This is a genomic window from Agrobacterium tumefaciens (assembly GCA_025559845.1).
Lineage (GTDB): Bacteria > Pseudomonadota > Alphaproteobacteria > Rhizobiales > Rhizobiaceae > Agrobacterium.
This window is the reverse complement of the sequence record CP048471.1, coordinates 370,839-382,980: the sequence shown is the minus strand read 5'-3', so window position 1 is coordinate 382,980 and position 12,142 is coordinate 370,839. Positions and strand designations below refer to the sequence as shown.

Genomic DNA, 12,142 nt, shown 5'->3' with positions numbered 1-12,142 from the left:
GAACCTCCGGCAGCAGCACGTTCATCGCCTTGTGTGTTCGCCACCTTAAGGCTGCCTTAAGCTGGCGGCGAGATCAGGCTTGATGACGTTTATACGAAAGGAAGCCTGAATGCGCGTCTTGGCGTTCACAATTGCGATGTTGGCGGTTGTCAAGCTTGCTCTGCCCGCCGCAACGATGGAATCGCCCCTCGACATGGATCGGGCTTTTCAGGTGAAGGCCGAACGTGCCGAGAACGGTGGCGCCATTCTCAGTTGGACCATAGCGGATGGCTATTATCTCTATCGCGACTATCTCGGAGTAGAAGATCAGGCTGGCAACAAGCTGCAGATCACGACACCACCTGGCAAGGTGAAGGACGACCCGAATTTCGGCTCGACCGAGATCTATTACTCTACCGCCAAAGCTAAGATCACGGACGCACCTGACATATTCCGCGTTACCTATCAGGGGTGACAGGATGAGGGGCTCTGTTATCCGCCGACGACGAAGGCCGTTCACATGGCGACCTTGACAGTTTCCGGTGAAAACCTGTTCTCGAAAACCGAGTTCACCCCCATTGATCGGGCTTCGTCGGATTTGTCCACGATCACACGGCCGGGAGCTTTCCTGATGGCGAATGATCATGACAGAACATCCGTCGACGCGATGATGGATGATGGCGGTCTGGTTCTGCTTCTCTCCGGTTTTCTCGGATTCGGTCTGCTTCTCGCCTTCACGCCCTGCGTCTTTCCAATGTACCCTATCGTTGCAGCCATGCTTTCACGGGAAGGAGAACGGTTGACGGCCCAACGCGGCCTCACACTTTCACTGTCGTATATCCTGGCGCTTGCATCCGCGTTTGGCCTGTTAGGCGTTGTCGCGGCATGGTCAGGGCAGAACCTGCAGATCGCCCTGCAGTCGACTTACGCGACTGGTACCATTGCCATCTTGTTCGTCGTTCTTGCCCTTTCGAATTTCGGTCTCTTTCATATTCAATTGCCGGCAGCAGTTTCAGCCAGATTTGCAAGAACCGGCAATAGTGCTGGCACCATCCCGGGGGCGATGGTTCTTGGTTTCTGCTCGGCCATGCTTATTGGTCCTTGCGTAACAGCACCGCTTGCCGGTGCCCTCAGTGATGTCAGGCTAGTGCTGAAAGACTGGCCGATCTTTGGTGGCGCTTCGATCTTAGCCGCGCAAGCGGTGCTCGAGGCCGCCCAGATTGGTAAGTACGAAATCGCCATGGAAGCCCTTATGAAGACAAAAGGCCGTCTATCAGAGGAGGATGTCGAAAAAGCTCTGAGCGGAGCCGGATTGACGATGCCGGAGATTGCTGCCGCGATAAACAGCAATAATAGCAAGATCTCCGGGCTGCTTGACCGGAATTACGGCCAAGCACTTAGCTTCAACTTCGTCGGTACGCCGTCATTCGTCATAGGCAAGACTATCTATCCAGGCGTGCTCGACGAAAAGGGATTGAAGGATGCCATCAAGCGCGCCAGGACCTGAAGTCCCGATCCTCCCACACGCCCCTCTGTTTCACCTGTAGAGCCTAATAAAAGCCGAGGAAGCAACTCCAATGTCCTTTAAAACTCCTCCCCGTCATCTGCCGCTTGCAGCCCTTCTCCTGAGCACGGTGTTTCCAGGCGGCTCAGGCGCTCAAGGGGCCGATACCGCCGCGCAGGATCTCCCTCAAATCCTCCGCTCGATTGAGAACCAGGGCATCAAGATCCTCGGAGAAATGAAAGTCCCCGGAGGGCTAAGAGCATTTGCGGCAAAAGCCGGTGCACAGCCCTTGGCAATCTACCTCACCCCGGACAATGAGCATGTTGTCTTCGGAACTCTTGTCGATGCCAATGGTCAGGACATGGCCACGGCTCAGTTAAAAGAAATCGTTGAGAAGCCAATTCTCGAAGCCGGTTGGAACGAGCTCCAGAATGCAACATGGGTTGCCGACGGCAAGGACGACGCCATACACGTCGTATACACCTTCACAGACCCTAACTGCCCATATTGCAACAAGTTCTGGCAGGCCGCGCGGCCCTGGGTGGAAAGCGGCAAAGTGCAGTTGAGGCACATCATGGTTGGTGTCATCAGGCCGGACTCCGCTGCTAAGGCAGCAGCAATTCTGGAGGCCGACACACCAACAATGGCACTGACCGAAAACGAGTTGAAGCACAAGCATGTGGGATCGCGCCTTTGTCGTCAGTCAATGCCGAGACTACGGCAAAGCTGGAAAGTAATGCCAACCTCATGACGGAGCTTGGGTTTGGTGGAACACCAGCAATTGTCTTCAAGAAGCCGGATGGTTCAATTGGGACAGTCTCTGGGATGCCTCAGGGCCCTGCACTCGAAATGATCCTAGGCCCAAGATAGGAGCGCTAACATCTCCTGTGTTCCATTCAAGATTTGCGCGCGCGCTTCAAGACAGACTTACTATTTGACGTTTAACGAACTGCGCCTCGAAGGCCAGATGTTGCAGAGTTTATGGAACTCTCCAAAGCAATCGGTCTAGACCCTGTGGATTTTGTTCGAGAGGTAGCGAGAGCAAAACCCTGACTTCGGCGACGTCCGCCGATGGTCTCACCGACCTTTGAGGTTCTGCGCTCGTCGGAGGTGATCCAAGTCCTGAGGTTGTTCGGGTGTTTGCCGCGCATTATCTCCACCTTCGTCTACCGAAAGGCGATGTACGGTAGGTCAGATGTCGTCCCGCGAATACGGATCGTCCGCAAACTCTGAGGTCAGTAGGTCGTAGGAGCGGACCCGGCGAGACGATACATCAAGTCGTCGCGCATACTGCTCTACTTGCTTGGACGTCTTCTCGGCCGCAAATACATCCCCGCGTTCGCCCTCATTTTGTTGACGTCGATTTTCTTCGGGAGTTGCCGGGGTTGAACCATGGCTCGTTGTCTTGATCTTCTGACTTAAGCCTTTCTCGTCCCATCCTTCTGTCCGCCAGACATGCATTCTCTCCTCAAGATCGACAGTTCCTTCGTCATCCAATATCGCATGTGCTAAATCGTAATTGTCATTGCCTACCTCGACGGAAACGAAATAGCCCCCGCGTCTCAAGCCTTCGGTATAAATCGCCCGATCCTCGTCTGATAACCAATCTTCCAGTTTTCCCCACAGGCCCTGTCTATCTGGGGTGCGTTCCGCATCGTCAGCATCAAATCCTGGAATGAGCCGAACTTCCGAAACCTCGACATTCTTCAAGCGATGAAATGCTTTCTCTGCATCTGAGCGGCTGTCGAATAAGGCCGTGAGCTTGGTTTTCGAGCAGGTGCTGTTTGCGCTGCCTACGCCCGTGTTGGATACTCTCGTCATGAGATTTTCCTCCAGTTTCATACCGGCATGAACCCCTCGTAAGAGCTTCTGTTCCCAACTCACTGGACTTTCGAGATCGTGCCAAAACAGGCAATTTCCATTACACGATCGACGAAGCGCTTGGGCGCATATGCTGCCGTGCGCTAAGAAAGGACCCATCCGTTTGCTGGAGAGACGCTTGAAGAGTTTCTTTTGGGCAACCCCGTTCCGTGCGAGTCACCTCTTCGTGCACGTGACTACCGGAACTCGGCTAGCGGCATTGCATCGATTAATGAAAGCGGCAGGAGCTACGGTCGTTGGTGACACGTGCGCCTCCGCTAATCCCGGATCGTAATTCGCCGGTCAGGCTCGAGCGCGGACTGCGCCGAAGTCAGGGTTTTGCTCTCGCTATCTCTCGAACGACATCCACAGGATCTAGGCCGATTGCTTTGGAGAGTTCTATAAACTCCGCAACATCTATCCTTCGTTCGGCTGTTTCGATCTTCGAGATGACCGTTTGACGCTGGCCAATACGTTGTCCGATATCGGCCTGTGTGAGGCCAGCATCCTTTCTCGCGGCAATTAGCTGCGCGATAATCCGCCGATAAATCTCTGGTGCGAAAGAGGACAAGTTAGGCGCCTATCAAAAAGAAAGATGCCATCCCCATTAAAACCTATTTTCGGATACCCCAAAATCGGTTATACTGCAGCCGACAGTTTGAAACGGGAGTACCAATGTTCTCTTGGAAGATCGACTTTTATGACCTCGACCAGCAATTCGGCTTATCAGACCTAAGGGATAATGATGTGACCTGCCGAGTAATCACCATCATTCGGGCGGATGAGTATTGAGCATGGCGACATCAATTGCGAGATGTCACCCAGCCTTCGGCTTTCGCCCTGCCCTTAAAGGCTTGGGTGGTGCTGACTTATCGTCAACAGCCGCAAAAAGTTCGGCTACATGCACGCTGAGTGTAAGGGATATAGCGTCTAACGTCGAAATAGTGACGTTTTCCACACCTCGTTCGACCCGCCCCAAATATGACCGGTCGGTGCCAGCTTTTAGCGCTAGCCGCTCTTGTGAGAGTCCTTTGTCGACGCGGAGGCGCCGTAAGTTCCATCCGATTGTTGCGAACATCCATAACCACCGGTGTTCCGAGTTACCGGCCGCGTTTGCGACCCGCTTTCAGCGGTTCCGGAGGTGCAGCCTCAACAGGCACTTCGAAGAAAACAGAAATATCGATAGCGAGCGCTTCGGCGAGGCGAGCGAGAAGATCAACAGAGGCGTTGAACTCGCCTCTTTCAATGCCGCTTATCGTCGTTCGATCAACGCCAGCGTCCACAGCAAGGTTCTCTTGCGTAACGCCTTTGGAAGCCCTGACCTTCCTGAGATTCCATCCGATGCGTGCACGATGTTCCATCGCGGCATGGCGACCATCTTGCCAAGTATTAATCCATCGAATATATACCACATATTTCGCATAAACGGGTGCGGTTGCCGAATTGGCATCCATTTGGGGGTGTTATGAAATTCGCAGTTGGAATTTTTGGACTCTTCCTCGGATCATTGGTGTTGCCGCAATCCTATGCAGTCACCGCGGGAAGCGGCCTCCCGGAAGACCAGGCAACCGGTAGCGCCGGGGCTGGTGGCATGGCTCAGCCACAAACGAAAGACAGTAACGAATCCAATTGCGCTGTACGCTTTTCGGCAATCCTTGCTCATATGGAAAAGCGGTTTGAGGAAAGTCCAGAGGGCAGCGTGTCTGACCTGCAGCCATTCTACCGCGATCATTTGCCCTTTGCCTGCAGCCCGGAGACGTTCGAGAACATGGCGAGGGGATCGACGTACTTCAAGAAATTTTATGCGTTAAGCAGTTCCGATCAAGGTGCGCGTACCTACGTCGTCGTTTTTGAGCACCCTCAAGGGGCCAAATCCCATTTCACCTGGGCTGAAAAAGGCAACAAGCTTTTCACGGGCATGTACTACCCGAAAGAGGATGCCCATGTGCGTCTCGATTTTGATCGCGGTATCGTCGATGGGCAGTGGGGACGGCGCGACAAGTAGAATTTCTTGGCCTCAATCAATCACACATGATGGAAGGGTAATAGCATGGCGCAGGAAACCTTGCCGCAGGAAGACGCTCCAAAACAGGGGCCGTCGAAAGAGCGCATTTTCGTAACCTATTCAAACGCGACAGCATCCCCCAGATCCGAACAGTTGTTTGGAGAAAAACTCATCCTTGGTCACCACAAGGCGATCAACTACATCGATAAAACCGGTCAGCGTTTTGTCATCGAAGGTGTTCCAGAACATCGCAGCAGTCAATCCTTCGGCAAGGCTTTGCGGTTTCTGAATGAGGAATTGCTGTCGACTGGCAGAAACAGAAGCGATTCCGAATTCGGGCGATTACAAATGCAAGCTCCGGACGCAATTCTTCCGGAAAATGTTGGCAACCTCGACACTGATCCCTACGCCGGCCTCCCAGAAGAAACCATCGCCATTGGCGAGGATTTGAGCCAGACCTTTAAGGGGATGCGAGATGCAATGGCAAAACATCTCGAGAAAAACTACGAATATCGCCCTCTGACCCAGAACAGCAACAGCATCGTTGATGAGGTGATAAAGGACGCGGGGCTTCCTCCCCTCAAGCAGGTGGATGACACCGGTGTCTCGCGTAGTGCACCAGGCTCTCACAACGGGCTGCATAATCCTGGAGCTACACCTTCTCCGGAAAATTCCGACCAATGGGTTTCGTTAGGTCAAACTGCCCGGCGGATCGCCGAAACCATCGGCGATGCATTCAACGAGATGGTGGGCATAAAGCCGGCTCATGCTCCGAGCTTTAAAGAAATCGTCTCGGCTCAAGGTGGCACGATCACTGTCGAATACGCGGATGGAACTCGAAAGGCGTTCACTTTTGTGCCGGACGGAAGCAGACAAGATAAGTTAGTTTACGAGGATTCACAACGACGCCGAATTTCCGAAGTTAACTTCCTTGCAGATAAATCGCGCACAACTTCGACATTCAATCTGCAGGGCGAGGTGGTGCGAGAGCAGCGCCACGACGCCTCAGGAAATATCACATTCGATTCTAAGGCTGACCGCCAGAAGCAGGAAGCCCCGCTCGCACAAGCTGAGGCAGAGGTAAAACAGACTGAGGCGGCAGTTGGAGACGCCAAGAGAGGCCAAGAGTGGGCAGAGCAGCAGCGGAACGCGGAAGTGTCTAATCAAGGCGATGCATCCCAGCGATTGTCATCGACGGCTGCAAACTTCGATACAAAGACGCAGGATACTCAAGGGCCGAACCTCCTCCATGTGGTAGGGTCGCTTTTGGATGGTGTCGGGTCATTGACGGGCGGGATTTTGGGTGGCTTGGGCTCCCTACTCGGTGGCACCCCTGCTCAGGAGAAGGTGACAAAAAAACAGCAGGAGGCGGAGGAGCGTCGCCTACAGGCGCAGGCGGACCAGGCAAAAAGAGACGCAGACCAAGAAGCGCTTTTGAAGAAGCTCCAAGATGTTGCTTTCGAGGTAATGTACAACCAGGGCACCTTCAACGACATGGTGGCCAGTGAGACGATCTTCGCTGATGAGGATAAGCCGGCGGAAAAAGGTGATGCCGAACAGCCAGTGCCCGGACAGCCCGGTCGCGGTCGACCAAAGGTGGGTATACCCCCAGGAACGCTGGGCTCTGATCGCGGCGGTTTCATGGATAAACAAGGTCCGTTAATTGGACTGGAAAAGAAGACTGACCACAAAGCAGAGATACCAGCCACTCAGCCAAACAATCAATGCTCTGGCGTGCCAGGCGCAGCATCGCTCGCTGATGGATCTACGCTTCTCTCACCCATTTGCATAGACGCGGAACCACCTGAAGACGACGTGCCAGGCGTGCCGTATGTTGATAACGACGCACCAGACAAACAAGCGGACACCAAGGCGGAGACGGACCGTCTTAAGGCTGAGCGGGCCGCTCAAGAGGCCGCCGCAAAGGCGGCTGCCGAAGCGGCACAACAGGCCGCCGACGAACAGCGCCGGCGTGCTGACGAGGCAAGGCGGCAACGCGAACAGAACCTGCGCGACGCACAGGAGCGTCAGCGGCAAATGCAGGAGCAGTCCCGGCGTGAGGCTGAGGAGCGCAGGCGCCAGGCTGCGGCTGATCAGGCGCGCAGACAGGCTGAAGCCGACCGCCTGCAGCGGGAGATGGCCTCAATCCGGATCCCTGGTTCGGGGGGTGGCCGGCGCCCCGCTCCCGGTGCGCCCACTCCAGCGCATCGGCCTTCGCTGCCGCCCAGCCGTACGTGGTTCGGCGTGCCCGTTGTGCTCGACCTCAACAACGACAACGGCCTCGATATTCGTCCGCTTGCAGATGATGCAAAATCGATCGCATCAGTACGGGATCACCATCCCGGCGGTGGTACCGAGGCTGCCGAAGCTGCCAGCATCGGTCCGGCATTTGACTGGAACGGTGATGGCACTCAGGATCCGACAGCCTGGGTTGGACCTGACGACGGCCTCCTTGCCATTGATCTCGCCGCAGATGGTACTGCCGGACCTGACAAGCAAATCAATCAGGCTCCCGAGATTGCGTTTGCGCTTTGGAAAACCGAGGATGAACGTCAGGCAGAACTGAAGGCTCTGGGAATCGACGACACGGGACGTCCTGTCACGGATCTTGAGGGCCTGCGTTTTGCCTTCGACACCAACAAAGACAACGTGCTCGATAACCGCGATGCTCGCTGGAGCGAATTCCGGATCTGGCAGGACGCGAACCAGAATGGTGTGGCTGAGGACAGTGAACTCCAAACATTGGATGATCTCGGGATCAAGCTCATCAATCTCATCCCGTCCCCGGATGGCTCGAAGGTATTTGCCGATGGGTCGGCGATCACCGGCACCGGCACGGCGCAAAAGACCGATGGATCGTCCCTACTGATTGGAGACGTCACGCTGGCATACCGGCCATCGGCGTTCGGGTAGAGAAAACCAAAACTCCAGTCGAGGGTGGCCCGGGTGTGGCCGCCCTCCTCTACGCTTCTCCCTTTTTTATCAGACGCAAGCCTCGGAATGGCGACTACGTGTGCCCTGTTTCGTGCTGTTTAGGTGATCGTAAAACAGATGGATGCAATACTGAGTGCAGACCAGGCCGGGGCGGCGGATAACAAAAAACAGGGTGCCAGTGAAGCGGTCGATAGCGGCCTCAACGCACTCTGTGCTATCGCCGCACACTATCGGATTTCTGCACAGCCACGCATGATCTCGAGAGAATTGGCGCTTCGAGTTCATTCATCGTTGGATGACCTGCATCGCGCGGCAAAATCCATTGGTCTCAAATCACGCACCGTCAAGATCAATGGTGTGAAGCGTTTGGAAAGACTCCCCCTTCCCGCCATGGTGTGTTTTCCGTGCGGAAAGTTCGCGGTGCTTGGCAATGTCACAAAGGCCGGAATATGCCGCGTTGCCGACCCTGTAGAGTTGAGTGCAACGGAAATTCCTGCCGAAAAGTTGCTCGAGGCAAGCAACGGAACATTCATTCTTGTGCAACGCCGGTTTGCTGGTCCTGGTGCTTCTTCAGCCCCGTTCGGTTTCCGCTGGTTTTTGCCATCTCTGTTCAGATACAGAAAAGCTTTCGGGCACGTGCTGATTGCGTCGCTCTTCGTCCAGCTGTTTGCGCTGGTCACTCCATTGTTTTTTCAAGTGGTGGTCGACAAGGTCCTTGCCCATCGCAGTTACTCCACCCTGATTGTCTTGGTTGTCGGTCTCGCAGCGATCGGCCTGTTTGATGTCGTGCTTCAATATTTGCGAACATATGCGCTTTCACACACGACAAACCGTATCGACGTAGAACTAGGACAGCGACTTTTCCGGCACATGATGAGGCTGCCGCTGAGCTACTTTGAGACACGGGCTGCCGGCCAAACCGTGGCGCGTATTCGCGAACTCGAAACGATCCGCAATTTCCTGACCGGGCAAGGTCTTTTTTCTGGCCTGGATCTTATTTTTACCGTCGTCTTCATCTTCGTCCTTTTCTGTTACTCATCGAAGCTCGCATGGATCGTTGTGGCTTCTATCCCTTTCTACATCGCGATCGGCGTTCTTATCCGGCCATTTCTCAAAGAGCGGATCGACGAGAAATTCGACCGGGGCGCTTATAGTCAGCAGTTGCTGGTCGAAACCGTTGTTGGAATCCAGACCCTCAAGGCATCGGCGGTGGAGCCCGTTGTTTCGTCCCAATGGGAAGAGCGCTTAGCTGCGTACGTACGATCGTCATTCGCGGCAACGATGCTGGCTGCCAAGGGACAGAATGCTATCCAATATGTCAGTAAGGTCACCAGCGCTGCTCTTCTTCTGTTCGGTGCGCAGGCGGTCATTAGCGGAGAGCTCACAGTCGGGGGGCTTGTCGCGTTCAACATGATTGCCAGTCAAGTTTCCCAGCCGATCCTTCGGCTTTCGCAACTCTGGCAGGATTTTCAGCAGGTTCAGATCTCAGTTTCGAGGCTAGCCGATATTCTCAACGCGCCCGAGGAGCCGAGACCCGCTACGCCTGTTATTAAGCCGGCGCCGCGTGGTGCGCTCGAATTCAAAGACGTCAATTTCCGCTATTGCCAGGGCTCGCCAAATATCCTCAGCAACATCAATATCGCGATCCGGCCTGGCGAAGTCATCGGTATCGTCGGACCTTCCGGTTCGGGAAAATCTACCCTCACCAAGCTGATCCAGCGCTTCTATCTTCCTGATAGTGGGCAGGTTTTCCTGGATGGGCAGGATATCGCGCAGTCCGATCCGGCCTGGCTGCGAAGCCACATCGGTGTGGTTCTCCAGGAAAACATGCTGTTCAATCGGACAGTCCATGAGAATATCGCATTCAGTGATCCAACGATGGCGCGTGATGCGGTGATGACAATGGCGCGCATGTCTGGAGCCGACGAGTTCATCAGCAAGCTTCCGCGTGGATATGACACGATGATTGAGGAGCGTGGAGCCAATCTGTCCGGTGGCCAACGCCAGCGTCTTGCCCTTGCCCGTGCTCTCGCAACCAATCCGCCGATCCTGATCCTTGATGAGGCGACCAGTGCGCTAGACTATGAGAGCGAGCGCCTTATCCTTGATAACATGCGTGAGATTGTCAGAGGGCGTACCGTCATTATCATCGCCCACCGCCTTGCCACGGTTCGGTACTGCAATCGCATCATTGGCATGAAAGACGGCTTGATCGTCGAGCAAGGTTCGCATGATCAGTTGCTGGAGAGAGCCAATGGCCTTTACGCCCACCTCTGGAACCTCCAAAGCGGAGGCAATGCAGCATGACGCCAAAAGCGCAGACCAGACGTGGCTTTCGTGGAACGATCAAAACCGGCGCTGGACAGCGGGCAGATATGGAATTCTTGCCAGCAGCTCTCGAAATTCTCGAAAGTCCCGCCTCGCCAGTCAGGCTCGCAATGCTGTGGTTCATATGCCTGCTCGCCACGATGGCTCTGATGTGGGGCTGGTTGGGAAAATTCGATATTGTCGCCACAGCTCAGGGAAAAATCCAGCCGGTCGGTCGTGTCAAAATCATCCAATCTCTTGAGAGCGGCAAAACAAAATCCGTCGCGGCCACGAATGGATCTGATGTAAAGGCCGGCGATATTCTCGTTGAACTTGATGATACCGAGCTTGCGGCCGATGAGCGGGCAAAGACGGGGATGTTGCATGCGTTGCAAGGCGAGATCGTTCGCCGCACAACGGTGTTGGCGAATATCAACAGATATAAAACGCGAGCAAAAGGAGATCGGGCAGCCGCATCGATCACCCCTGCCCTCGTCTTTGCACCAAGCATTCCGACCGCTGTGCGTGAACGCGAGCAAGCTCTTTACAAAGCCGAGATGCGTGCAATCGCAACGTCACTGGATAGTCTGCTAGCGCAACGGGCCCAGCGTAAAGCGGAGTTAGATGGGTCTGTACAGACAACCAAAGCCCAGGTGGCACTCGTTGAAACGCTCAACGAAAGGGTCGTAATGCGCTCGAAACTTGTTCAACAGGCGTCGGGATCCCGAGCTGAGGTGATCGACGCAGTGCAACAGCATCAGGAAGCTCTGTTGGTCTTGATTGAGCGACAGGCACAACACAGAATTTCGTCAGCGGCATTTGATGCATCAGTTGTCGAAGCGAACAAGCTTCTCGACACAGCTGCCGCCGACCATGCGACACGAAAAGTCGACGCCGAGCACCGCGTCGATGAACTGGTGCAAGAGCTCGTAAAAATCAGAAAACGACGAGAACTGCTTTCGATCCGTTCGCCAATTGACGGTACTGTTCAACTATCTTCCGTAACCACGATTGGCCAGGTCATTGCGCCAAACACCGAGTTGATGCGCATCGTTCCCGCCGATGCGCGGCTTGAAATCGAAGCCTTCCTACCGAACAAAGACATTGGATTTGTCAGCGAAGGGCAGTCAGCCATTATCAAGGTGGAGGCCTATCCGTTCACTCGGTTCGGCATTCTCGAAGGTTTCCTGAAGCGCATTTCTACAGATGCAGTTCCAGAGCCGGATGCCCAGCAGATGGAATCAACAATCGCTCAAAATTCGGCTGCAACAATCGTGACTGGCAACGTACCCCGGGTCCAGAACCTCGTGTTCCCCATTACAATTGGGCTGAATGAGACAGCGCTTCTGGTGGAAGGCCAGGACATGCCGATTGCGCCTGGAATGACGGTCACTGTCGAAATCAAGACGGGGCAACGCCGCATCCTTGAGTACCTATTTTCGCCGCTGGCGCAAATATCGTCGGAGGCTATGACCGAGAGGTAGCGACTGACTAGGAACGAAAACAAACCAATTTGAGAACTCCGAACGGCTGAGAGCGCAATGCTAGTTCAA

Annotated in this window: 12 protein-coding genes; 8 read left to right on the top strand and 4 right to left on the bottom strand. The window is 54.7% G+C overall.

Features of this window, described 5'->3' with window-relative positions; all coding sequences use genetic code 11:
- Positions 1 to 109: 109 nt before the first annotated feature.
- The 3 genes from FY156_29160 (at position 110) to dsbG (ending at position 2,234) form a co-directional block, all read left to right on the top strand.
- Positions 110 to 454, top strand: coding sequence for a hypothetical protein (locus FY156_29160; GenBank protein ID UXS05591.1), 345 nt, complete (start codon positions 110 to 112; stop codon positions 452 to 454).
- Between the two features lie 588 nt (positions 455 to 1,042).
- A complete protein-coding gene (locus tag FY156_29155) occupies positions 1,043 to 1,486 on the top strand; it encodes a thioredoxin domain-containing protein (protein ID UXS05636.1) in 444 nt (147 codons plus the stop codon).
- A 70-nt stretch (positions 1,487 to 1,556) separates the two neighbouring features.
- Positions 1,557 to 2,234, top strand: a complete 678-nt coding sequence (dsbG, locus tag FY156_29150; GenBank protein UXS05590.1) for a thiol:disulfide interchange protein DsbG — start codon at positions 1,557 to 1,559, stop codon at positions 2,232 to 2,234.
- A gap of 440 nt (positions 2,235 to 2,674) precedes the next feature.
- On the opposite strand, the gene FY156_29145 is transcribed toward dsbG, so the two are convergent.
- Together FY156_29145 and FY156_29140 are read right to left on the bottom strand one after the other, a co-directional pair.
- Entirely contained in the window at positions 2,675 to 3,304 is a 630-nt protein-coding gene (locus FY156_29145; GenBank protein UXS05589.1) for a hypothetical protein, read from the bottom strand.
- Between the two features lie 370 nt (positions 3,305 to 3,674).
- Complete coding sequence (locus FY156_29140; GenBank protein ID UXS05588.1) at positions 3,675 to 3,914, bottom strand: helix-turn-helix transcriptional regulator; 240 nt, start codon at positions 3,912 to 3,914, stop codon at positions 3,675 to 3,677.
- Between the two features lie 104 nt (positions 3,915 to 4,018).
- Here FY156_29140 and FY156_29135 point away from each other — a divergent pair, with 104 nt between their 5' ends.
- Positions 4,019 to 4,135 (top strand): DUF3768 domain-containing protein, encoded by a 117-nt coding sequence (locus FY156_29135; GenBank protein ID UXS05587.1) that lies wholly within the window; start codon positions 4,019 to 4,021, stop codon positions 4,133 to 4,135.
- 25 nt (positions 4,136 to 4,160) lie between these two features.
- On the opposite strand, the gene FY156_29130 is transcribed toward FY156_29135, so the two are convergent.
- Both FY156_29130 and FY156_29125 read right to left on the bottom strand, forming a co-directional pair.
- The gene (locus tag FY156_29130; GenBank protein ID UXS05586.1) at positions 4,161 to 4,421 is read right to left on the bottom strand and encodes a helix-turn-helix transcriptional regulator; all 261 of its coding nucleotides are present in this window, start codon (positions 4,419 to 4,421) and stop codon (positions 4,161 to 4,163) included.
- 22 nt (positions 4,422 to 4,443) lie between these two features.
- Positions 4,444 to 4,704, bottom strand: a complete 261-nt coding sequence (locus tag FY156_29125; protein UXS05635.1) for a helix-turn-helix transcriptional regulator — start codon at positions 4,702 to 4,704, stop codon at positions 4,444 to 4,446.
- 104 nt (positions 4,705 to 4,808) lie between these two features.
- On the opposite strand from FY156_29125, the gene FY156_29120 reads away from it, so the two are divergent.
- The 4 genes from FY156_29120 to FY156_29105 all read left to right on the top strand — a co-directional run bounded on the left by FY156_29120 (position 4,809) and on the right by FY156_29105 (position 12,073).
- On the top strand, positions 4,809 to 5,348 hold the full coding sequence (locus tag FY156_29120) for a hypothetical protein (GenBank protein ID UXS05276.1): 540 nt from the start codon (positions 4,809 to 4,811) through the stop codon (positions 5,346 to 5,348).
- A 45-nt stretch (positions 5,349 to 5,393) separates the two neighbouring features.
- The gene (locus FY156_29115) at positions 5,394 to 8,261 is read left to right on the top strand and encodes a hypothetical protein (GenBank protein UXS05585.1); all 2,868 of its coding nucleotides are present in this window, start codon (positions 5,394 to 5,396) and stop codon (positions 8,259 to 8,261) included.
- Between the two features lie 138 nt (positions 8,262 to 8,399).
- Positions 8,400 to 10,589 (top strand): type I secretion system permease/ATPase, encoded by a 2,190-nt coding sequence (locus FY156_29110; protein UXS05584.1) that lies wholly within the window; start codon positions 8,400 to 8,402, stop codon positions 10,587 to 10,589.
- Positions 10,586 to 12,073 carry an HlyD family type I secretion periplasmic adaptor subunit gene (locus tag FY156_29105; protein UXS05583.1) on the top strand — a complete coding sequence of 496 codons (1,488 nt, stop codon included), beginning with the start codon at positions 10,586 to 10,588 and terminating at the stop codon, positions 12,071 to 12,073. The genes FY156_29110 and FY156_29105 overlap by 4 nt, the downstream gene beginning before the upstream one ends.
- The last annotated feature ends 69 nt before the right edge of the window (positions 12,074 to 12,142 follow it).